A 22,674-nucleotide genomic window follows, 5' to 3' on the forward strand; every position below is an offset into this window, starting at 1 on the left:
CACGAGCAGTGGCATCCGAGAGCCGCGGCCCCTGGGCCGGTATGGAGAATCCCCCGCATTCAGGCGTGCGGGGGATTCTTCCTTCTGAAGCGCGGCCTACGCGGCGGCGGCCTGCTTCAGGTATGTCACCAGGCTCACGTCGATCGCCTCGTCGATGAAGTAGTACTGGCAGCCTTTGAGGTAGCGCATGTACCGCTCGTAGTTCTCCTCGTCGGTCGCCGCGATCGCCTGGTCCTTGTGGGCCTCCAGGCGGTCGGCCCAGATGCCGAGCGTCTTGATGTAGTGGTTGCGCAGCGACAAGGTTTCCGGAACGACGAAGCCGGCCTTCTCACCGTGCTCCACCATCATCTCGGTGGTCGGCAGGCGCCCGCCCGGGAAGATCTCGGTGATCATGAACTTGATGAAGCGGGCCAACTCGAAGGTCAGTTTCTTACCGCGCTCGGCCAGGTCATACGGGTGGTAGCCGACGCTGCTCTGAATCGTCATCCGGCCGTCTTCGGGCAGCACGTCGTAACACATCTTGAAGAAGTCGTCGTAGCGCTCGAACCCGAAATGCTCGAAGGCCTCGATCGACACGATCCTGTCAACCGAACTGCCGAACTGCTCCCAGCCCTCCAGTCGAACATCGAACGTGCGTCCGGAGTCCAGCTTGCCCAGCAGTTGTTCGCAGTAGGCCTGTTGGTTCTTCGACAGGGTCAGTCCGATGACATTGACGTCGTACTTCTCCATCGCGCGCTGCATGGTCAGACCCCAACCGCAGCCGACTTCGAGCAGCGTCATGCCGGGCTTGAGGTCGAGCTTGTCGAGATGCTGGTCGACGTTGGCGATCTGCGCTTCGGAGAGTGTGCAGTTCGGGCCGGTGAAGAAGCCGCTGCTGTACTTGCGGGTCGGATCCTGAAACACCCCGAAAAAGTCGTCTGACAGGTCGTAATGAGCCTGGATGTCCTCAAAATGAGGCGTCATATCCTTTGTGCCGGTGGATTGGTCAGACATAGTTCCTCTGTTTCCGTGCAGTTGGACATCACCCCGATAGAGATGTCCACGACCGTACCGAAGACGCCGCTCGACCTTCTGCAAACACGCGCCTTGAGGGAAACAGCCTAGCGTCCTGCCTGTCGAACGATGTAATCCGCTCGGCGCCGTTACTTCGTGAGCGTGAACTGGTTGACGTCGATGTAGCCGATGCGGAATCCGTCGGCGCATCCCGTCAGGTAGCGCATGTAACGGTCGTAGACCTCTTCTGACTGCACGGCGATCGCCTCATCGCGGTGGGCTTCTAGGGCCTGCGCCCAGCAGTCCAGGGTCCGGGCGTAATGGGGCTGTAGAGACTGTGTCCTGGTCAGCGTGAATCCGGCCTTCTCTGCATGCTCGCCGACCAGCTCGATGGTCGGCAGGTAGCCGCCAGGGAAGATCTCGCTGAGGATGAACTTCACGAACCGCGCCACCGAGATCGTCAGCGGCATCCCGCGCTCGGACATCTGAGGCAAGGTCAGCGCCGTGATGGTGTGCAGCAGCATCACGCCGTCGTCGGGCAGCGCCCGGTAGGCCATTGTGAAGAAGTCGTCCCAACGATCCCGTCCGAAGTGTTCGAACGCGCCGATCGACACGATGCGGTCGACCGGACGGTCGAACTGCTCCCAGCCTTGCAACAGAATCTCTTTGCTTCGGGAATCGGTTGAACCCGCGAAAACCTTTTCGACATGGGACTTCTGGTTCTCGCTCAGTGTCAACCCGATGGTGTCGACGTCGTAGCGTTCCACCGCCCGCATCATCGTGGCGCCCCAGCCGCACCCGATGTCGAGCAGCGTCATTCCCGGCTGCAGCCCCAATTTTCCGAGAGCCAGATCGACCTTGGCGGACTGCGCTTCTTCCAGTGTCATGTCGTCGCGCTCGAAGTACGCGCAACTGTAGGTCTGGGACGGGTCGAGGAACAGTCGGAAGAATTCATCCGACAGGTCGTAATGCGCCTGAACGTCGTCGAAATGAGGTGTGAGATCGCGGTTTTGTTGTGAGGCCACGTGGAGGCCTTCCTGCGGACACAGCCCGAAGAGGATCTCCTGTTAGTCGGCGATCATGCCCATGGCGCGAACAATACGCGCATTGGCCCAACTGTGAATTGACATGTATGTCAAAGAACTTCGGAGAACGTGGTCTTCAACTCGCCGACAATGTCGTCCCACAGCGGCTCGGGAAGCTCGTGTCCCATCCCGTCGAACAGGACCAGCCGGGAGTTCGGAATGGCACGTGCGATGGCGCGCCCGCCCGAGGGACGCATCAATTTGTCCGCCTTGCCGTGGATCACCACCGTAGGCGCGACGATCTGACGGTCGTAACGACGCAGACTGCCGCTGCCGAGAATCGCCGCGAAGTGTCGGCCGACGCCGGCGGGGTAGTAGCTGCGGTCATAGCCTTCGACCGCGTCGGCGCGAACTGTGTCCTCCGGGACGGGGTAGCCCGGGCTGCCGATGATCCTGGTGACGCGCACTGCGTTGTCGATGATCGCTTCGCGGGACGCGCCGTTGGGCTTCCGAAGGATCGCCAGCAGCTGCTGGGGACCCGGCGGGGGCAAGACTGCCCGGTTATTGCTCGAGAAGATCACCCCGAGCGTCTTGGTGCGGGCGCGGTGGCGCGCCGCGAAGATCTGCGCGATCATGCCGCCCATCGAACCGCCGACCACGTGGGCATTCTCGATGCCGAGGTGGTCGAGCAACGCCGCTGCGTCGTCGCTCATGTCTTCGAGCGTGTACGCGGCCGGGCTGGCCATTCCGACGAACGACCGCGCCATCCGGGGCAGCAGCGGCGCGCCCGAAGAATGGCCGGGCAGCTTGCTCGACAGGCCCACATCGCGGTTGTCGAACCTGATCACCCGCAAGCCCTGATTGATCAACTTCTCGCAGAAACCGTTGCGCCAGAACACCAATTGCGCGCCCAGGCCCATGATCAGCAGGACGGCCGGGTCGTTCGGGTCGCCCATGTCCTCGTAGTAGATCTCCAGATCACCCGACGGCGCGGTGCCGGTGCGGACCTGCACTACGCGTCCAGCTCGTCTTTATGCTCGCGGGACACCTCGACCATGAAGTTCGCGAAGTAACCGGTCAACGCGGGATCGCTCATCATCTGCCACTTCGGCGCCAGCAGCTTCATGTAGCGCTCCACATAGAGGAACTGCTTGCCGATCAGCACGAGTTCGCGCGGCAGCTTTACGTCGTACGCGTCGGCCAGCGTCGACAGTTGCTTACCGATCTCGGCATAACTCAAGTCGCCCAACGACTTCAGCGTCAACGGCTCGGCGAACTTCTCCAGATCCTTGGCGGCTTGGGCCTCGGGCCGGACGGTCCCGACCGCGCCCATCAGCACCACGATCTTGCCCGCCGCGGCGTGGTCCTTCTTCACCAGAAGCGCGTACACGAGTTCGCGCAGCAGCCACCGGGTGCGCGGATCGATGCGGCCCATGATGCCGAAATCGAAGAACACGATCTTGCCGTCGTCGTCGACGTAGAGGTTGCCCGCGTGCAGGTCGCCGTGGAACAGCCCGTGGCGCAGGCCGCCCTCGAACACGCTGAACAGCAACGCCTTCACCAACTCGGTGCCGTCGAAGCCCTTCTTGCGGATCGCGGCCACATCGTCGATGCGCACACCGGTGATGCGCTCCATCGTCAGCACCCGCTCGCTGGTCAGATCCCAGTAGACCTGCGGCACACGGATGTTCTCGCCCAACGGCGACGCGTGCATGTGCGCCACCCACGCGTCCATGGACTGTGCTTCGAGCCGGAAGTCGAGCTCCTCGGCCAGGTTGTCGGCGAAGTCGGCGACGACGTCCTGCGCGGACAGGCGCCGGCCCATCTTGGCCAGTTCCACCAGCTGCGCACCGCGCTTGAGGATCTGCAGGTCGGCGGCGACCCGCCGCCGGATGCCCGGCCGCTGGATCTTGACCACGACCTCCTCACCCGAGTGCAGCGTCGCATAGTGCACCTGGGCGATCGACGCGGACGCGAACGGCTTCTCGTCGAACGACTTGAACAGGTTCTGCGGCTCGTCGCCGAGGTCCTCACGGAAGAGCTTGTGGACGGCGTCGGTGTCAGCGGGCGGCACCCGGTCCAGCAGGCCGCGGAACTCCTTGCTCAGCGGTTCGCCGAAGGCGCCGGGGCTGGACGCGATGATCTGCCCGAACTTGACGTAGGTGGGCCCCAGGTCGGCGAACGTCTGCGGGATCTGCTTGACGACTTTCTGCTGCAGCGAGCCGCGCCCGGTGAGCTTGGACAGGACGCGGGCACCTGTACGGGTGATCTGCCAGCCGGTCACTCCGATGCGGGCTGCCTCGACCGGAAGTGGTACCCGATCCAGCCTGGCAACCTCGCGGTGTGGTGTCTTGCGTGGTGCACTCATAGACGCAGTGTCTCAAAAAGCCGCGCGTGGGCGGAAAAGCTGTGCACCAGCTCACAGCCTCACGCGAAGGCGTCCTCGAGCTCGGACCGGGTGCGCACCGGGTCGCTTCCCGGCGTGTAGGTGGGCAGTGTGTGCGGTGCCAGGGCCGGGTCCAGGCCGCCGGCGACCCGGGCTTTGGCCTGCTCGTACTCCGGCAACGGACCTGACGCGGCGTGGATGCCGTTGATCACCGACCACACCGTGGCGCGGCGCGCGGTGCGCTCGACGATGTTGGGGTCGCGATGCTGGATCATCCCCTTGGCCCAGTTCGGCATCGTGTCGCGGACCGCCCAGTTGAGCGCCGCCAGCGGCAGCGGCAGCCCTGGGCCCGTCGCCATCGCGGCGCCGTAGGTGACGGCGAGTTTCGGCAGATACGACTTCAGGCAGTCCAGCGTCTCCTGCTTGGTGGTGGGCAGATCGGTGCCGCCCAGAGCATGGCCGACGCGCACGAACTCGCCGTAGTAGGCGTCAAGCTTCTTGCCGCGCAACGGGTTCGGGTGATACAGCTCGTGCGCGGTGGCGATACCCCACACCACGGTGGCGTAGTTCCAGCGCAGCCACTCGGGGTCGTCGGCGTCGTAGCGGGCGCCATCGGGACGCGTGCCCTTGATGGTGTGGTGCATTGAGCGCACGGCCAGCGCAAGCCGCTCGGCCGTCGGGGTCGAGCCGTACGCGGTGCCGGTGAAGAACGCGACGGAGTGTCCGAGCCGCGCGCCGAAGCCCGCTGGGTCGAGTTCGGGCATCGGATCGTTCTTGGTCTCGGGCTTCACAAGGCGTGAGTGATGGACGCCCATCCAGTAGATCGACGGGTCGAGCCGTTCGATGAACGCGGCGCACTGCAGACCGAAGATCAGCGCCTCCACGTGGGAGTGCACGTGCCACACCGCGCTGCCCGGACCGAACCAGCCTGGGTCGCCGGCGGGGCCCGCGAAGTCCATGCCCTTGAAGAAGTACTTACGCACGCGGGCGTCGAACTGCTTGTTCAGTTCGTTTCCGACGATCTGATGTGGCAGATACACGGTGCCTCCCAAAAGTGGTTACGGCCGTCACCAGAATAGCTCTTGGGTACGGATGTGGCCAGAACCACAGGAGAACCGCCTAGGCTGTAACGATGTCCAGCGCGGCGTCGACCCCGACCCGGTGGGCCGGCGTACCGCTGACCGACCGCCGCACCGAACGCCGCGCCCTGCTCGTCGCCGCCGCCTACCGGCTGTTCGGTGACGGAGGCGAAGCGGCGCTGTCCGTCCGGTCGGTGTCCCGGGAGAGCGGCCTGAACACCCGCTACTTCTACGAGAGCTTCACCGGCACCGACGACCTGCTCGGAGCCGTCTACGACAGGATCAGCGCCGAACTGGCCGAGGTCGTCGAGGACGCGATGACGCGGGCGGGCGATTCACTGCGCGCACGCACCCGTGCCGGTATGACCGCCGTCCTGCACTTCAGCTCCGCCGACCCGCGTCGCGGCCGGGTGCTGTTCACCGACGCGCGGTCCAACCCGGTACTGAACGAGCGCCGCGCCGCGACCCAGGACCTGCTCAGGGAGGCCGTCCTCACCGAAGGCTGGCGCCTTCAACCCGGATCCGATCCCGTCGCCGCCGTCGTCGGCGCCGCGATGTACACGGGTGCAATGGCCGAAGTGGCGCAGCAGTGGCTGGCGGGCAGCCTCGGAGACGACCTCGACACCGTCGTCGACCACGCACTGCAACTGGTGCTGAGGTAGTCACGCTCCGGCCGGGCTGAAAGGCTTGAGCCACTCCGTCTCGGGCCATCCCTCCAGCCCGGCCAGCAACTCGTAAAGCGTTGCGCCGTCGATGCTTTCTCGGATGATGTCGCCCTGACCCGCGTGCCGGGCGAGCTCCTCGATCATGTGGAACAGCACCCACCGCACCGACCATGCGGGGACGTCCTTCGGGAACCACGGCACGTGCTGCGGAATCGGCACTGCCGCACTCAGATCCGTCGTCTCCACCAACCGGATCGTCTCGGCGTTCTGCCGATCGAACGCCGCCAGGACATCGGCGAGGGTCTCGTCGACGCGCATCACGAACTCGTCGCCGTAGTCGGCGGCTTGATCCTCCATCGGCCGCTTGTCGCTCTCGCACAGGTCGGGCGCCGCGGAGACCCGCTCCATCCAGCCGTGCTGGCAGTGCGTCACATGCTTGATGAGGCCGCCGATGGACAGCGCGCTCACCGACGGCGTCGACCGGGCCTGATCGTCGGTGAGTCCGAACGCGATCGCGTGGAACGCGTACTGCTGCGCCTTCAGATACTCCTTGAGCCCGGCGCGTTCGTCGGCGATGGGAGGGGGCATTGCGGCCATGGTGTCAGTGTCCTTCCGGATTGTTGGTGGTGTGCAGGTAAAGGTCACGGAGCAAAGCGATTTCGGCTCCGTGGTGGATCATTTCGCGGTTGATGTGCAAGACCAGGACGGTCATCGGTTCCGCGGCGTACGGGCCTTCGGCAGGTCCGCAAGGCTTGGACAGGTCGGCGTCATCGAGACCGCGCACGCCCTTGATCCAGCCGGCGTACGCCGCGTCGAGTTGCGCGAGGGCGGACGCTGCGTCGGTCGCATAGTCCCAACTCAGGTAGTCGGCGGGCGGCCCGCCGAAGTGCGAGTGTGTCCGCATCGCCAGCACGCCGACGATGACGTGCGCGAGCCGCCACGCGATCGTCGTCACCGGCTCGGGCTGCGGCGGCGGCATCGAGAAGTCGATCGCTCCGTCGCGGTGCACCGTCCAGCAATCGGCTACGGGTTCCCAGAAGTACTCCTCGTCGGTGAGGCCGTCGAGCCGCGGGCGCAGTTGGTTGATCCAGTGGAAGTCGAGCTGTTCTGCCAGGTGAGAAACCAGTTCGTTGCTCATGAACGTCACTCTTCCACCTATTTAGGACAGTTCCCGTCCTAAAACCGAGGGAGACTGTTGTCATGTCCGAAACCACCGGCCGGGTGCTCCAACTCCTCGGCCTGCTGCAGTCCAGACGCGTGTGGAGCGGAGAGGAACTCGCCGAACGGCTCGGCGTGACGACGCGGAGCGTGCGCCGCGACGTCGACCGGCTACGTGAGCTCGGCTATCCGGTACACGCCAGCGTCGGCCACGGCGGCGGCTACCAGCTCGGCGCCGGAGCTGCGCTGCCTCCGCTGCTGCTCGACCCTGAGGAGGCCGTCGCGATGGCCGTCTGCCTGCGCGTCGCAGCCGGCGGCAGCGTGGCGGGCGTCGGGGAGTCCGCGCTACGGGCGCTGAGCAAGCTTGACCAGGTCATGCCTGCGCGATTGCGGTCGCAGGTGACGGCGGTACACGAGGCGACGGTCACCTTGGGTGCGGCGACCGACACCCCCGTGGAACCGGACGTGCTGATGACGCTGGCCCGCGCCAGTCGAGACCACGAGCACGTCACCGCCGGATACACCGACATCCGCGGCAACGTCACGCAGCGTCGGCTGGAGCCCTACCAGCTGGTGACGACGGGACGCCGCTGGTATCTGATGTGTTTCGACCGTGACCGCGACGACTGGCGAAGCCTGCGGCTGGACCGCATGTCGCAGGTGGCGGCCGTCGGAACGACGTTCGCGCCGCGCGACGCGCCCGATGCGGCGGCGTACGTGCGCAGAGCGATCACGTCGTCGCCGTACCCCTACGTCGCCCGCGTCAGGTACTTCGCCTCGGCTGACGTTGTGGCACAGACGTTTTCAGCGGCATCGGCGGACATCGAGCCCGACGGCCCGGACGCGTGCATCGTCACCGTCGGCGCAGACGACCCCGAACGGATGGTGCCGTGGCTGGCGATGCCCGGATGTGACTTCCAGGTTCTGGAACCGCAGGAGGTTGTCGACGCCGTGCGCGCCGTCGGCGAACGGATCGCCAAGGCGGGCGCGCGCTGACGTCAGATCACCAGTCGCCGATGGCCGGGCCGGTGGGGAAGCTGCCCTCGAAGTCTGCCGCGGAACTGCCGGGCACCGCCTTCACGCTGTCGCGGACGTCGCCCTGGGCGCTGACCACTCCCGCATCACCCAGGCGCGCCTCCGAGGTTCCTCGCGCGACACCGAAATCGTTGATGCGGATCACCGAGTTCTCCGAGGCCTGACGGCTCGTCACGATCGGCCCGGGGGCGACCTCTTCGACCTCGGCAGCCGCCACGCCCGCGCCAAGACCTATCGAAGCGGCCGCACCGACGGCGCCGATTCCCGCAATGCCCAATGCTTTCGCACTACGGGCGAGGGCTCGGGTGGGGGCGCTCATCGGCAATCTCCTTCAGTCACGGGTCATTCAGCGTTTCGTTGCTTGCGGTTGGCGATGCTGTCACAGTTCTCGGCTCGCGCAAGAGCTCCCGATTCGCACCCGGCTGCACCGCAACACCTGCCGGCGCCCGTGACCTGCAGGAGCCTTTCCGTGGGCGACAGGACAATCCGATCGCCGACATTTGTGGGGTGTGACGCCGTAGGGTTTTGGGGTGGACATCACCTCCGCCGAGTCGACGGAGCTGTTTACTGGCCCGTCAAATGCGCCGTCGCAGGTGGTGCGAGTGCATTACCGCGGATGCATCGCGCCGACGCCGGTCCGCGTCGAGGTTGCGGGGCTGCGGACTTCCGGAGAACACATCGCTGTTGTCGGCGACGGCGTCGTCGAGGTGGCCGTGTCCGTCACCGAACCTGTCCCCGGACAGCGGTTTCGCGCTGCCGCCTCGGCCTCCGGCAGCACCCTCGAGTTCGATTTCGTCGTCGCCGAACCCGGCTGGACCATGTACATGATCAGCCATTTCCACTATGACCCGGTGTGGTGGAACACGCAGGCGGCCTACACCAGTGTGTGGACCGAAGAGCCACCTGGCCGCTGCCGCCAGACCAACGGCTTCGAACTCGTCAGCGCGCACCTCGAGATGGCAAGGCGGGAACCGGTTTACAAGTTCGTGTTGGCCGAAGTCGATTACCTCAAGCCATTCTGGGACACCCACCCGTGGGAGCGCGCGGACCTGCGCACGATGATCGCCGACGGCCGAGTCGAGATCATGGGCGGCACCTACAACGAGCCCAACACCAATCTGACCAGCCCGGAGACCGCGATACGGAACTTCGTGCACGGCATCGGGTTTCAGCGTGACGTCCTGGGGGCCGACCCGCACACCGCCTGGCAGCTCGACGTGTTCGGGCACGATCCGCAGTTCCCCGGCATGGCCGCCGATGCGGGCCTGACGTCGAGTTCGTGGGCGCGCGGGCCGCACCACCAGTGGGGACCGATGGCGGACGACGGCGAGCCCGAACGCATGCAGTTCGCCAGCGAATTCGAGTGGATGGCGCCCTCGGGGCGCGGCCTGCTCACCCACTACATGCCCGCGCACTACGCGGCCGGATGGTGGATGGATTCCGCGGCGTCGCTGCAGGAAGCCGAAGCCGCGACGTTCGAGCTCTTCACAAGGATGAAGAAGGTCGCGCTGACCCGCAACGTGCTGCTGCCCGTCGGCACCGACTACACGCCGCCCAACAAGTGGGTCACCGACATCCACCGCGACTGGAACGCCCGCTACACGTGGCCGCGGTTCGTCTGCGCGCTGCCCCGCGAGTTCTTCGCCGCAGTGCGTGCCGAACTCGCCGGACGCGGCACGGCGGCCTCGCCGCAGACCCGGGACATGAACCCCATCTACACCGGCAAGGACGTCTCCTACATCGACACCAAGCAGGCCAACCGCGCGGCGGAGAACGCGACACTGGAGGCCGAACAGTTCGCGGTGTTCGCGGGCGTACTGACCGGCGCCACCTATCCGGAGGCCGCGCTGGCCAAATCCTGGGTGCAACTTGCCTACGGCGCCCACCACGACGCGATCACCGGATCGGAATCCGACCAGGTGTACCTCGACCTGCTCACGGGCTGGCGCGATGCATGGCAGCTCGGCCGCGATGCACGCGATACCGCCCTGAACCTGCTGTCGCGGGCGGTCGACGCCTCGGTCGCCGTATGGAACCCGTTGTCACACAACAGAACCGACGTCGTAACGCTGCACCTGGATGACCCGTTCGAGGGACGTATGGTCGACCACGACGGCCACGACGTGGCGGTGCTCGCCGAACACGGCGGGCGGACGCTGACCTGGCTGGCCTGTGACGTGCCGTCGCTGGGCTGGCGGTCCTACCGGCTGGTCCCCGGAGACCCGGCATCCGGATGGGAATCGTTGCCCGGCAATGAAATCGCGAACGAACACTGTCGTCTCCGGGTCGCCCCGGCCCGCGGAGGCGGGGTGAGCTCGATGTCGGTGGGCGGGCGTGAACTGATCGCCGACGGGCAGTTGGGCAACGAGCTCGCCGTATACGAGGAGTACCCGGCGCACCCCACCGTCGGAGAGGGGCCCTGGCACCTGCTGCCCAAAGGACCGGTGGTCACATCGTCGCAGCACTCGGCGACTGCGGTGTCCGGATACCGCAGCGCCCTCGGCCAACGGCTGGAAGTGTCCGGTGAGATCCCGGGTTTGATGCGGTACACCCAGACCCTGACGTTGTGGCACGGGGTGGACCGGGTGGACTGCCGCACCACGATCGACGAGTTCACCGGCGCCGACCAGCTGCTGCGGCTGAGGTGGCCGTGTCCGGTGCCCGGCGCGATGCCCGTCAGCGAGGTCGGCAACGCCGTGATCGGACGCGGGTTCGCGCTGCTGCACCACCCTGGTTCTTCGGAATCGATTGACACCGCCAACTTTCCGTACACGTTGGACAACCCCGCCTACGGCTGGTTCGGCCTGTCGTCGGCGCTGCGGATCCGCTTCCGCGCAGGAGCGGTCCGAGCGGTCTCGGTGGCCGAGGTGATCTCACCCACCGGCGCCGAACCCGAGGTGCGTGAGCTCGTCGCCGCCCTGGCACGGGCCGGTGTCACCGTCACCTGCACGGCTGCCGACGCGCCCCGCTACGGCGACCTTTCCGTCGACTCGAACCTTCCGGACGTCCGGATCAGCGTCGGTGAGAGCTCCTTCACGACAGCGGTTCTCGCCGGATCTGCCGCCGGATCGCGCACCTGGGTGCCCGCTGCCCGGCCGCTGCGCGAGGTGTGGGTGCCCGGCGCCGATCTGCGCGGCCCGGTGGCGCTTCCCGTCCTCGTGGTCGCGGCAGAGGAACTGGCCGCGCTGATCGACGATCTCGCCGACGCGGAGATCTCCGTCGACCAGGATGTCGAGGCGCCGTTCGAATCCCACACGGTCGCGGTAATCAACAAGGGCGTACCAGGATTCGCGGTCGAGGCCGACGGCACCCTGCACATGTCCCTGATGCGGTCTTGCACGGGCTGGCCGTCCGGGACGTGGATCGACCCGCCGCGGCGCACCCATCCCGACGGGTCCAACTTCCAACTCCAGCACTGGACCCACACCTTCGACTACGCCGTCGTCACGGGCCCCGGCGACTGGCGGGACACCCACATGCCCTCCCGGAGCGCAGAGTTCAACCAGCCGCTACTGCCCGTCCGGGCCCACCACGACACGGCCGGTGGCGGGCTGCCACCCTGGGGCTCACTGCTGGAGGTCCAACCCGAACGCGCCGTGCGCGTCGGCGCGCTCAAGGCTTTCGGCAACCCGACCGCCCGGGGCAGCGCACACCACGCCGATCCGGCCGTCGGCGTCACCGTCCGTCTGGTCGAGACCCTGGGCCGGCCCGCCGAGGTCTCCGTGCAATCCGGACTGCGCCACCTCACGGCGCCGCGGCGGCTCGACCTCGTCGAAGGCGAGCTCGATGCGGACATCGCCGGCGTCACTCTGCAGGGCTACGAAATATCCACGCTGCGAACCGAACTCAACCTCCCGCGGGTACTCGACGCCCAGCAGGTGTCGCTGGCACCCGAGGCCGAACCGGTCCAGCCCCTCTATGCCCGGTACTGGCTGCACAATCGGGGCCCGGCGCCGCTCGGCGGGCTACCCGCCGTCGCCCACCTGCATCCCCACCGGCTTCGGGCCGAGCCCGGCGATGTCGTCACGCTGCGCCTCACCGCGGCCAGTGACGCCACCGACGCCACGCTGCACGGCAGGGTGCGCCTCGTTGCACCACCCGGCTGGGACATCGGCGTGACGGAACTGCCGTTCATGCTGCCGCCCGGTGAGTATCTGGAGTCGGCGATCGACGTGAGCGTCCCCGGCTCCGCCGCACCCGGGGTGTATCCGGTGCGCGCCGAACTGGCCGCCACCGGCGGCGCCATCCCGGCGTCGTGGCACCAGACGGTCGAAGACGTCGCCGTGATCTCGGTCGGACACCACGACGACCGGTTGCTCACACTGGTGGGTGAGCCCGCAGCCGTCGACGTCGCAGCCGGCGACACCGCGAGGCTGAGCGTCGAAGTCGGCACCGACGCCCAGGCCGACCTCACCGTCGAAGCACACGCCATCTCCCCGTGGGGAACCTGGGAGTGGTTGAGCCCCAACATCGTTGGCGGAATCGTTCCCGCGAGGGGGACGCTGGAGCTGACCTTCGACGTCGCGCCGCCGCACGGCACTGAGCCTGGCCAGTGGTGGGCCCTGATCCGGGTGGCGTGCGCTGGGGCGCTGGTGTACTCCGAGGCCGTCCCGGTGACCGTGCGATGACGGCGATCGCGGCCCACGTCGGCTCGGAGGTCGTTACCGTCGCCGACGTCGACGCCCGCGAACAAGTGCTCAGGACCGGCGACCGCCGGCATGCGCTGCCCCGGCCCGGCACCAGCGAGGCCCGGCAGATGCGCCGCTGGCTCACGCAGGTCCTCGTCGCCGAGCGGGTGGTCGCGATGTCCTCGCGCGGCGAAGGCCAGGTCCCGTCCGAAGCCGACGTCCTGCCCGATGTCGTCGCGCGCATGGAGCTCGGCAGCGTCGCCGCGGCGACCCTGTCCGACCCGCACGGCAGGGCCGTGTTCGCCGCCATCACCGCGGACATCGCCGTCACCGACACGGAAGTCGCCGACTACCACGCCCGCAACCCGCACCGGTTCGCCGTGCGGGCCGACATCGCTTCGCATCTGCTCGCCGCCGCGCGGCGCCGTCACTACCGCCGCTGGCTCGACGCGCGTTGCGCCGAGCTCACCACCCTGGCCGCCGGGTACGAGCATCCCGGTGATCCACGCCAGCCCGACAACACCCACAGGCACTGATGAGCGAACTGATCCTCGCGCTGGACGTCGGCGGAACCAAGATCGCCGCCGGACTGGTCGACGCCGACGGCACGCTGGTGCACCGCGCCCAGCGACCCACCCCCGACGGTGATGCCGAAACCGTGTGGGCGGCGGTCCGGTCGCTGCTGTCCGAGACGCTGGCCGCCGCCGACGGCCCGGTGTCGGCGGCCGGCATCGCCTCAGCAGGACCCATCGACGTTCCCGGAGGAACGGTCAGCCCCATCAACATCACCGAGTGGATGGCCTTCCCGATCGTCGATCGGGTGGCTGCTGCCACCGGGCTCCCGGTACGCCTGGGCGGCGACGGATTGTGCATGGCGCTGGGGGAGTGGTGGCGCGGTGCCGGCCGCGGGGCCCGGTTCATGCTCGGAATTGTGGTGTCGACGGGCATCGGCGGCGGGCTCGTTCTCGACGGGGCGCCGTTCCACGGGCGCTCCGGGAACGCCGGGCACGTCGGGCACGTCGTCGTCGAACCCGACGGTGCGCTGTGCACGTGCGGTGGACGCGGTTGCATAGAAACGGTGGCGTCGGGTCCGCACCTGGCCCAGTGGGCACGGAATCACGGCTGGTCAGGTGCCGATGCCAAAGAACTGTCCGGAGCCGCGGGACGCGGCGACGACGTGGCGCTGCGGGCGTTCGGCCGGGGCGCCGACGCGATCGCGCGCATGATCGCATCGGTGGCAGCGGTGTGCGACCTCGATCTCGTCGTCGTCGGAGGCGGCGTCGCGAAGGCGGGCGCGCTGCTGTTCGATCCGCTGCGGGAAGCGCTGACCACGTACGCCGGCCTCGACTTCATCCGCGGGTTGCGGGTCGAGGCCGCCGAACTCGGTGGTGACGCGGGTCTGGTCGGAGCGGCCGCCCTGATGCGTTTTGGCTGATCTGGGTACGACACGCTATTCTTTCCCGGTTCCACCGAAGACCGTCGGTCACCGATGAGCGTTTGAGCATCGGTTGAAGGTCCCGGATTTCCGGGCGGCCCACGCAGGAGGACGAGGCTAGTGCGTGTTCCACGTGCTTCACTTGTTGCAAAGTGCGCCCCGACCTGTCTGCGTCGGGGCGTTCGTCATTTCCGGTCCCTCGTGACCGTCGGTTGGTGGACATCCCAACCATCACGAGGAGGCAAGCATGGCCAATGCTGAAAAGGCCACCGCGGTCGCCGACATCGCCGAGAAGTTCAAGGAGGCGACGGCCGCCGTCGTCACCGAGTACCGCGGCCTGTCAGTGGCCAACCTTGCCGAGCTGCGCAGGTCGCTGGGTTCGTCCACGACCTACACCGTCGCCAAGAACACCCTGGTGAAGCGTGCGGCGGCCGAAGCCGGCATCGAGGGGCTCGACGAGCTCTTCGCCGGCCCGACCGCCATCGCGTTCATCGAGGGTGAGCCGGTCGACGCCGCCAAGGCGATCAAGAAGTTCGCCAAGGACAACAAGGCGCTGATCGTCAAGGGCGGCTACATGGACGGCAAAGCGCTGTCCGTCGCCGAGGTCGACAAGATCGCCGACCTCGAATCGCGCGAGGTCCTGCTGTCCAAGCTGGCCGGCGCGATGAAGGCGAAGCAGTCCCAGACCGCGGCGCTGTTCGTGGCGCCCGCGTCCCAGATCGCCCGTCTGGCCGCAGCTCTGCAAGAGAAGAAGGCCGGCGAAGAAAACGCCGCCTGACAAACCACCCAAAGAAGTAATTAGGAAAGGACCATTCACATGGCCAAGCTGTCCACCGATGACCTGCTCGACGCGTTCAAGGAAATGACCCTGCTCGAGCTCTCCGAGTTCGTGAAGCAGTTCGAGGAGACCTTCGACGTCACCGCGGCCGCTCCGGTCGCCGTCGCCGCTGCCGGCCCCGCCGGTGGCGCCCCCGCCGAGGCCGCCGAGGAGCAGTCGGAATTCGACGTCATCCTCGAAGGTGCCGGCGAGAAGAAGATCGGCGTCATCAAGGTCGTCCGCGAGATCGTCTCCGGCCTCGGCCTCAAGGAAGCCAAGGACCTCGTCGACAGCGCCCCCAAGCCGCTGCTGGAGAAGGTCACCAAGGAAGCCGCCGACGACGCCAAGGCCAAGCTCGAGGCCGCCGGCGCTTCGGTCACCGTCAAGTAAGTCACGTAACGAAGGTCACGTCGGCTTGCGGGTCGTATTTGACGCGAGCGTGACGATCGACGTCAGCTGTGGGGCTGGTCTGGCAAACAGACCGGCCCCACAGTCATTTCTGCAGGTATGTGTTACGCGGTGTTCGCAGACCTTGTGTGGCGGCGCGGGTGGGTAGGTTACAGTGACTCAAGCCACAGGCGGGGAGCCTGTGGCGTGCACGTTTTGGCACTGGCGAGAGGAATTCGCGTGGGCATCGGTATTCAGGTTGAGGGGCTGACCAAGTCCTTTGGTTCCCAGCGAATCTGGGAAGATGTCACGTTCGATCTTCCCGCTGGTGAGGTGTCTGTTCTGCTGGGGCCCTCCGGTACCGGCAAATCGGTGTTCCTGAAGTCACTGATCGGTCTGCTGCGGCCTGAGCGCGGCAAGATCATCGTCGACGGCACCAACATCATCGAGTGCTCGGCCAAGGAGCTCTACGAGATCCGCACGCTGTTCGGCGTCATGTTCCAGGACGGCGCGCTGTTCGGCTCGATGAGCCTCTACGACAACACGGCGTTCCCGCTTCGTGAGCACACGAAGAAGAAGGAATCCGAGATCCGTCAGATCGTGATGGAGAAGCTGGACCTGGTGGGTCTGGGCGGCGACGAGGGCAAGTTCCCCGGTGAGATCTCCGGCGGTATGCGCAAGCGTGCCGGCCTGGCCCGCTCGCTGGTGCTCGACCCGCAGATCATCCTCTGCGACGAGCCCGACTCCGGTCTGGATCCGGTGCGTACCGCCTACCTGTCGCAGCTGCTGATCGACATCAATGCCCAGATCGACTGCACGATCCTGATCGTCACGCACAACATCAACATCGCCCGCACCGTGCCCGACAACATGGGCATGCTGTTCCGGAAGCATCTGGTGATGTTCGGCCCTCGTGAGGTGCTGCTGACCTCCGACGAGCCGGTCGTCAAGCAGTTCCTCAACGGCCGCCGTCTCGGCCCGATCGGTATGTCGGAGGAAAAGGACGAGTCGACGATGGCCGAGGAGCAGGCCCTCGCCGATGCCGGCCACCACGACGGTGGTGTCGAGGAGATCGAAGGCGTGCCGCCGCAGGTGTCCGCGACCCCGGGTATGCCCGAGCGCAAGGCCGTGGCCCGTCGCCAGGCCCGAGTGCGCGAGATCATGCACACGCTACCCCCGGCCGCCCAGGAAGCCATCCGCGACGACCTCGAGGGCACACACCAGTACTCGAGCCACGAGCCCGGCCACGTCGCCGCGCACCAAGGCCACGAGGACGATGCGCCCACCGGACGCATCCCGGTCTCCGGGGAGCGCTGACCCTTACTTCCCGAGCGTGGGGCTTACGTGCGCGGATCAACCGATCTGCGTGCCTAGGCCCCACGTTCGTTTTCGGACCACGTATTGCTGAACGGCACACGGTTGCGGCTCTTCGTATGAATCGGCAACCGAGTAGGTGCCGCCGCACGGCGCGTGCCCTGGTTTGGGCAAAATTACTCTAGCCGTCGAATCCCCGCGATATTGTTTGCCAGGTTTTCGGGCAGAGGGGCAATAAATGGGCGACCGGCTATCGGTGCTTCTTGGTGCGGGCGTGGTCACGGCCGGGGTGTCGGCGGCGCTGCTGGCCGGTGCCGGCGTCGCAGTCGCATCGCCGGACTCGACGTCGGGCGGCGGTGCGACGACGAAGTCCGAGTCCGTCAAGCCGTCCGACCGGCGAGACGACGACGAGGCCGCCGCCGAAACCGGTACCGGCGAAACGGCTGACGACGACACCGCCGCCGAGCCCGAAGAGTCGGCTGACGACGAGGACGCCGACGGCTCGACCGTCGTCGACGAAGACGTCACCGAAGTCGCCACAGAAGAAGAAGTCGTCACAGAAGAAGTAACCGACGAAGCCGTCGTCGAAGAAGAAGCCATCACCGAAGAAGAACCGGTGAACGAGACAGTAGAGGCGCCGCCCGTCGTTCACGCGCCGCCCGTCGTCGAAGCCGAGGCCCAGGAGGCCGATCCCGAATCGGCCGTCACCGCCGAACGCCTCGCCACGGTCACCGCGCTCGACACCGCCACTGAGGCCCATCAGGGGGCCGTCCAGGAGGCCGCGGCAACGCCGCGCAGGCAGACACTCCTGAGCCTCATCGGCACCGTCATCTTCAACATCTACTCGGTCGCCATCCGCGTCCTCGGCGGCCCGCCGATCCTGCCACCGAACAGCACCGTCACGGTCAAGACCGCCAAGCTGGAAATCGACTGCGGCGACGGCTACGAGGTCCCCGCCGACTGGTACGTCCCCGAAGGTGTGACCCCGACCCGGCTGATCTACTTCCAGCATGGCTTCATGGCGGCAGGTCCCTTCTACAGCTACACCGCGGCCCGGCTCGCCGAGGCGACCCACAGCATCGTCGTCTCGACGACGCTGACATCGAACTTCCTGTCGTGCGACGGCTGCTGGGTCGGCGGCTCACCGATGCACAAGGCCGTCGCCGACCTGTTCGTCGACGGCAACAGTGCGCTCGCCGAGAGTGCGTTGGCGGCGGGCTACAGCAGCACGCTGCTCGACGGCGTGCAGAAGGTGGCGCTGATCGGGCATTCCGCCGGCGGCGGACTGTCGGCGGGCGCTGCCGGTTACATGACCGAGAACGGCACAATCGGCAAACTCGCCGGCGTGGTGATGCTCGACGGCGTCGGATTCGGCGACGTCACGCCGGAGGCACTGGCCAAACTGCCCACGGACTTACCGATCTACAACCTGGCCGCACGCGCGTACTTCTGGAACCTGTCCGGGACGACCAACGACGCGATGGAGACCTGGCGGCCCGGCGCGTTCAACGGCGTCAAGCTCACCAACAGCTCTCACGGCGACGCGATGACCGGCGGCAACCTGTTCGTGCAGGTCGCCATGAACCTCGTCACCGGCTGGCCGAAGCCGGCAAACGTCAAGGCCGCCGAGATGATCAGCGCGGGCTGGCTCAACGACATGTTCACCGGTACCCGGACGTCCGGTTTCTACGGCGCACCGAACGAGACTTTCGAGATCGAGACCAGCAGCGGCACCGCGGGTGCCTACGTTCTGCCGGGCCCGGCCCAGCAGCAGACGATCATCGACTGGCTGTTCACGTTCGGCGCGAAGATCCTGTTCGGCATCGACTTCGCCACCTGCGCCGACGACCCGGAACACGATGATGCAGAAATGGTCGGGCCAAACACCGCGTTATCTCTTGACGGAAGGGCGAAAGCGGGCCAGTCTATTGGCCAGCAATGTGTACACGGATAACGAAGATCAGCGTGCCAGCCAGCGCCGACGGTTCCGTACCACACGTTGCTGCCTCGAGGGTTGAGGAATAGACCGTCCTGCGCTATCGTTGGACGTTGCGCTGGCTGCGCCCTGCCCACCCTCATTCGCACTGACCGCCGTGATTTCGTCTGAGCCCTGCTCAGAGATCTTGTCGCGTGCCGTGCGTCCGGAAGGCTGAGCGAAGCCAGCCGAACCGACGCAGATGAGCGGTCAACGGTCCGGTGTTCCGGTTCCGGTAAGCCGCGTGAGGTGCTGGAAGGATGCATCTTGGCAGGGTCCCGCCAGATCGAGTCAACCATCAACAACTCCGTTCCCGGAGCACCAAACCGTATTTCTTTCGCAAAGCTCCGTGAGCCGCTCGAGGTTCCGGGGCTTCTCGACGTACAGACCGAGTCCTTCGAATGGCTCATCGGTGCGGAGGATTGGTTCCAGCGTGCTGTCGACCGCGGTGATGTAGACCCCAAGGGCGGTCTGCAGGAGGTACTCGAAGAGCTCTCCCCGATCGAAGACTTCTCCGGCTCCATGTCGCTGTCCTTCTCGGACCCGCGCTTCGACGAGGTCAAGGCGCCGGTCGACGAGTGCAAAGACAAGGACATGACGTACGCGGCCCCGCTGTTCGTCACGGCCGAGTTCATCAACAACAACACCGGCGAGATCAAGAGCCAGACGGTCTTCATGGGCGACTTCCCGATGATGACCGAAAAGGGCACCTTCATCATCAACGGCACCGAGCGCGTCGTCGTGTCGCAGCTCGTCCGTTCGCCCGGTGTGTACTTCGACGAGAGCATCGACAAGTCCACCGAGAAGACGCTGCACAGCGTCAAGGTGATCCCCGGCCGCGGTGCATGGCTGGAGTTCGACGTCGACAAGCGCGACACCGTCGGCGTCCGCATCGACCGCAAGCGTCGTCAGCCCGTCACCGTGCTGCTCAAGGCGCTCGGCTGGACCAACGAGCAGATCGTGGAGCGCTTCGGCTTCTCCGAGATCATGATGAGCACGCTGGAGAAGGACAACACCGCAGGCACCGACGAGGCCCTGCTGGACATCTACCGGAAGCTGCGTCCGGGCGAGCCGCCGACCAAGGAGTCCGCGCAGACCCTGCTGGAGAACCTGTTCTTCAAGGAGAAGCGCTACGACCTGGCCCGCGTGGGTCGCTACAAGGTCAACAAGAAGCTCGGGCTCAACGTCGGCGCGCCGATCACCAGCTCGACGCTGACCGAAGAGGACGTCGTCGCGACCATCGAGTACCTGGTGCGGCTGCACCAGGGCGACCAGACGATGACCGCCCCCGGCGGCTCCGAGGTTCCCGTCGAGGTCGACGACATCGACCACTTCGGCAACCGTCGTCTGCGCACCGTGGGCGAGCTGATCCAGAACCAGATCCGCGTCGGTCTCTCGCGTATGGAGCGCGTCGTGCGTGAGCGCATGACCACCCAGGACGTCGAGGCGATCACGCCGCAGACCCTGATCAACATCCGTCCCGTCGTGGCGGCGATCAAGGAGTTCTTCGGCACATCGCAGCTGTCGCAGTTCATGGACCAGAACAACCCGCTGTCGGGTCTGACCCACAAGCGCCGTCTGTCGGCGCTGGGCCCCGGCGGTCTGTCCCGCGAGCGTGCCGGCCTCGAGGTCCGCGACGTCCACTCGAGCCACTACGGCCGCATGTGCCCGATCGAGACCCCTGAGGGCCCGAACATCGGCCTGATCGGTTCGCTGTCGGTGTACGCGCGGGTCAACCCGTTCGGCTTCATCGAGACGCCGTACCGCAAGGTCATCGACGGCCAGGTCACCGACCAGATCGACTACCTGACAGCCGACGAGGAGGACCGCCACGTCGTGGCGCAGGCCAACTCGCCGCTCGACGGTGACAGCCGCTTCACCGAAGCGAAGATCCTGGTTCGCCGTAAGGGCGGCGAGGTCGAGTTCGTCTCGGCCACCGAGGTCGACTACATGGACGTCTCGCCGCGCCAGATGGTGTCGGTCGCGACGGCGATGATCCCGTTCCTCGAGCACGACGACGCCAACCGTGCCCTGATGGGTGCCAACATGCAGCGCCAGGCCGTTCCGCTGGTGCGCAGCGAGGCTCCGCTGGTCGGTACCGGTATGGAGCTGCGCGCCGCGATCGACGCCGGCGACGTGGTCGTGACCGACAAGGCCGGTGTGGTCGAGGAGGTCTCCGCCGACTACATCACCGTGATGGCCGACGACGGCAGCCGGCACACCTACCGGATGCGCAAGTTCGCCCGCTCCAACCACGGCACGTGCGCCAACCAGCGTCCGATCGTGGACGCCGGGCAGCGTGTCGAGTCGGGCCAGGTTCTCGCTGATGGTCCGTGCACCGAGAACGGTGAGATGGCCCTGGGCAAGAACCTGCTCGTGGCGATCATGCCGTGGGAGGGTCACAACTACGAGGACGCGATCATCCTCTCGAACCGTCTGGTCGAAGAGGACGTGCTCACCTCGATTCACATCGAAGAGCACGAGATCGATGCCCGCGACACCAAGCTGGGCGCCGAGGAGATCACCCGGGACATCCCGAACGTCTCCGATGAGGTGCTGGCCGATCTCGACGAGCGCGGCATCATCCGCATCGGCGCCGAGGTCCGCGACGGCGACATCCTCGTCGGCAAGGTCACGCCGAAGGGCGAGACCGAGCTGACCCCGGAGGAGCGCCTGCTGCGTGCCATCTTCGGTGAGAAGGCCCGCGAGGTTCGCGACACGTCGCTGAAGGTGCCCCACGGTGAGTCCGGCAAGGTCATCGGCATCCGTGTGTTCTCGCGCGAGGACGACGACGAGCTGCCCGCCGGCGTCAACGAGCTGGTCCGCGTCTACGTGGCCCAGAAGCGCAAGATCTCCGACGGCGACAAGCTCGCCGGACGCCACGGCAACAAGGGCGTCATCGGCAAGATCCTGCCCGTCGAGGACATGCCGTTCCTGCCCGACGGCACCCCGGTGGACATCATCCTCAACACCCACGGTGTGCCGCGTCGTATGAACATCGGCCAGATCCTGGAAACCCACCTCGGGTGGGTCGCCAAGGCCGGCTGGAACATCTCGGTTGCAAACGGCGGCGCAGACGCACTACCGGAATGGGCGTCGAGGTTGCCCGAGAACATGCTCTCGGCCCCGGCCGACAGCATCGTCGCCACCCCGGTGTTCGACGGTGCCCAGGAAGGTGAGCTGCAGGGTCTGCTCGGTGCGACGCTGCCCAACCGCGACGGCGAGACGATGGTCAACGCCGACGGCAAGGCCGTGCTGTTCGACGGACGCAGTGGCGAACCGTTCCCGTACCCGGTGACGGTCGGCTACATGTACATCCTGAAGCTGCACCACCTCGTCGACGACAAGATCCACGCGCGCTCGACCGGCCCGTACTCGATGATCACCCAGCAGCCGCTCGGTGGTAAGGCGCAGTTCGGTGGTCAGCGATTCGGCGAGATGGAGTGCTGGGCCATGCAGGCCTACGGCGCCGCCTACACGCTGCAGGAGCTGCTGACGATCAAGTCCGACGACACCGTCGGCCGCGTCAAGGTCTACGAGGCCATTGTCAAGGGCGAGAACATCCCCGAGCCGGGCATCCCGGAGTCGTTCAAGGTGCTTCTCAAGGAGCTGCAGTCGCTCTGCCTGAATGTTGAGGTGCTGTCTTCGGACGGCGCGGCGATCGAAATGCGTGACGGAGACGACGAGGACCTGGAGCGTGCTGCTGCCAACCTCGGAATCAACCTGTCGCGCAACGAATCCGCCTCTGTCGAAGATCTGGCCTAAATAGTCACTACA

Annotated in this window: 18 protein-coding genes; 10 read left to right on the plus strand and 8 right to left on the minus strand. The window is 66.4% G+C overall.

All coding sequences use genetic code 11. The features are described from left to right. Positions 1-96 precede the first annotated feature (96 nt). The 5 genes from P9A17_RS04605 to P9A17_RS04625 all read right to left on the minus strand — a co-directional run bounded on the left by P9A17_RS04605 (position 97) and on the right by P9A17_RS04625 (position 5,444). The gene (locus P9A17_RS04605) at positions 97-993 is read right to left on the minus strand and encodes a cyclopropane mycolic acid synthase family methyltransferase (protein WP_278037415.1); all 897 of its coding nucleotides are present in this window, start codon (positions 991-993) and stop codon (positions 97-99) included. A 149-nt stretch (positions 994-1,142) separates the two neighbouring features. Beyond that, positions 1,143-2,018, minus strand: coding sequence for a cyclopropane mycolic acid synthase family methyltransferase (locus P9A17_RS04610; RefSeq protein WP_278037416.1), 876 nt, complete (start codon positions 2,016-2,018; stop codon positions 1,143-1,145). A gap of 110 nt (positions 2,019-2,128) precedes the next feature. Further along, complete coding sequence (locus P9A17_RS04615) at positions 2,129-3,031, minus strand: alpha/beta hydrolase (RefSeq protein WP_278037417.1); 903 nt, start codon at positions 3,029-3,031, stop codon at positions 2,129-2,131. Continuing rightward, positions 3,031-4,386, minus strand: a complete 1,356-nt coding sequence (locus tag P9A17_RS04620; RefSeq protein ID WP_278037418.1) for an AarF/ABC1/UbiB kinase family protein — start codon at positions 4,384-4,386, stop codon at positions 3,031-3,033. Before P9A17_RS04620 ends, P9A17_RS04615 begins: the two co-directional genes overlap by 1 nt. Positions 4,387-4,445: 59 nt before the next feature. Continuing rightward, the gene (locus P9A17_RS04625) at positions 4,446-5,444 is read right to left on the minus strand and encodes an oxygenase MpaB family protein (RefSeq protein WP_278037419.1); all 999 of its coding nucleotides are present in this window, start codon (positions 5,442-5,444) and stop codon (positions 4,446-4,448) included. Positions 5,445-5,536: 92 nt separating this feature from the next. Here P9A17_RS04625 and P9A17_RS04630 point away from each other — a divergent pair, with 92 nt between their 5' ends. Continuing rightward, on the plus strand, positions 5,537-6,145 hold the full coding sequence (locus tag P9A17_RS04630; RefSeq protein WP_278037420.1) for a helix-turn-helix domain containing protein: 609 nt from the start codon (positions 5,537-5,539) through the stop codon (positions 6,143-6,145). Here P9A17_RS04630 and P9A17_RS04635 read toward each other — a convergent pair whose 3' ends face one another. Beyond that, the gene (locus P9A17_RS04635) at positions 6,146-6,745 is read right to left on the minus strand and encodes a DinB family protein (protein WP_278037421.1); all 600 of its coding nucleotides are present in this window, start codon (positions 6,743-6,745) and stop codon (positions 6,146-6,148) included. A gap of 4 nt (positions 6,746-6,749) precedes the next feature. After that, complete coding sequence (locus P9A17_RS04640) at positions 6,750-7,286, minus strand: DinB family protein (protein WP_278037422.1); 537 nt, start codon at positions 7,284-7,286, stop codon at positions 6,750-6,752. A gap of 62 nt (positions 7,287-7,348) precedes the next feature. Between P9A17_RS04640 and P9A17_RS04645 the strand changes: the two genes are divergently transcribed. Beyond that, positions 7,349-8,302 carry a YafY family protein gene (locus P9A17_RS04645; RefSeq protein WP_278037423.1) on the plus strand — a complete coding sequence of 318 codons (954 nt, stop codon included), beginning with the start codon at positions 7,349-7,351 and terminating at the stop codon, positions 8,300-8,302. A gap of 7 nt (positions 8,303-8,309) precedes the next feature. Here P9A17_RS04645 and P9A17_RS04650 read toward each other — a convergent pair whose 3' ends face one another. Then, positions 8,310-8,660: a hypothetical protein gene (locus P9A17_RS04650; RefSeq protein ID WP_278037424.1), complete on the minus strand. Its 351-nt coding sequence runs from the start codon at positions 8,658-8,660 to the stop codon at positions 8,310-8,312. 211 nt (positions 8,661-8,871) lie between these two features. On the opposite strand from P9A17_RS04650, the gene P9A17_RS04655 reads away from it, so the two are divergent. The 8 genes from P9A17_RS04655 (at position 8,872) to P9A17_RS04690 (ending at position 22,662) form a co-directional block, all read left to right on the plus strand. Beyond that, positions 8,872-12,969: an NEW3 domain-containing protein gene (locus P9A17_RS04655; protein ID WP_278037425.1), complete on the plus strand. Its 4,098-nt coding sequence runs from the start codon at positions 8,872-8,874 to the stop codon at positions 12,967-12,969. Continuing rightward, positions 12,966-13,505 (plus strand): malonyl CoA-ACP transacylase, encoded by a 540-nt coding sequence (locus tag P9A17_RS04660; RefSeq protein ID WP_278037426.1) that lies wholly within the window; start codon positions 12,966-12,968, stop codon positions 13,503-13,505. The genes P9A17_RS04655 and P9A17_RS04660 overlap by 4 nt, the downstream gene beginning before the upstream one ends. After that, positions 13,505-14,404, plus strand: a complete 900-nt coding sequence (locus tag P9A17_RS04665) for an ROK family protein (protein WP_278037427.1) — start codon at positions 13,505-13,507, stop codon at positions 14,402-14,404. The genes P9A17_RS04660 and P9A17_RS04665 overlap by 1 nt, the downstream gene beginning before the upstream one ends. 247 nt (positions 14,405-14,651) lie before the next feature. After that, a complete protein-coding gene (gene rplJ / locus P9A17_RS04670) occupies positions 14,652-15,182 on the plus strand; it encodes a 50S ribosomal protein L10 (protein ID WP_278037428.1) in 531 nt (176 codons plus the stop codon). Between the two features lie 39 nt (positions 15,183-15,221). Next, positions 15,222-15,611 carry a 50S ribosomal protein L7/L12 gene (rplL, locus tag P9A17_RS04675; protein WP_278037429.1) on the plus strand — a complete coding sequence of 130 codons (390 nt, stop codon included), beginning with the start codon at positions 15,222-15,224 and terminating at the stop codon, positions 15,609-15,611. A 237-nt stretch (positions 15,612-15,848) separates the two neighbouring features. Next, positions 15,849-16,925: an ATP-binding cassette domain-containing protein gene (locus P9A17_RS04680; protein ID WP_278037430.1), complete on the plus strand. Its 1,077-nt coding sequence runs from the start codon at positions 15,849-15,851 to the stop codon at positions 16,923-16,925. Positions 16,926-17,160: 235 nt separating this feature from the next. Further along, positions 17,161-18,876 carry a hypothetical protein gene (locus P9A17_RS04685; RefSeq protein WP_278037431.1) on the plus strand — a complete coding sequence of 572 codons (1,716 nt, stop codon included), beginning with the start codon at positions 17,161-17,163 and terminating at the stop codon, positions 18,874-18,876. Between the two features lie 270 nt (positions 18,877-19,146). Continuing rightward, the gene (locus tag P9A17_RS04690) at positions 19,147-22,662 is read left to right on the plus strand and encodes a DNA-directed RNA polymerase subunit beta (protein WP_278037432.1); all 3,516 of its coding nucleotides are present in this window, start codon (positions 19,147-19,149) and stop codon (positions 22,660-22,662) included. Positions 22,663-22,674: the final 12 nt, after the last annotated feature.

The organism is Mycobacterium sp. 236(2023), assembly GCF_029623955.1.
GTDB lineage: Bacteria > Actinomycetota > Actinomycetes > Mycobacteriales > Mycobacteriaceae > Mycobacterium.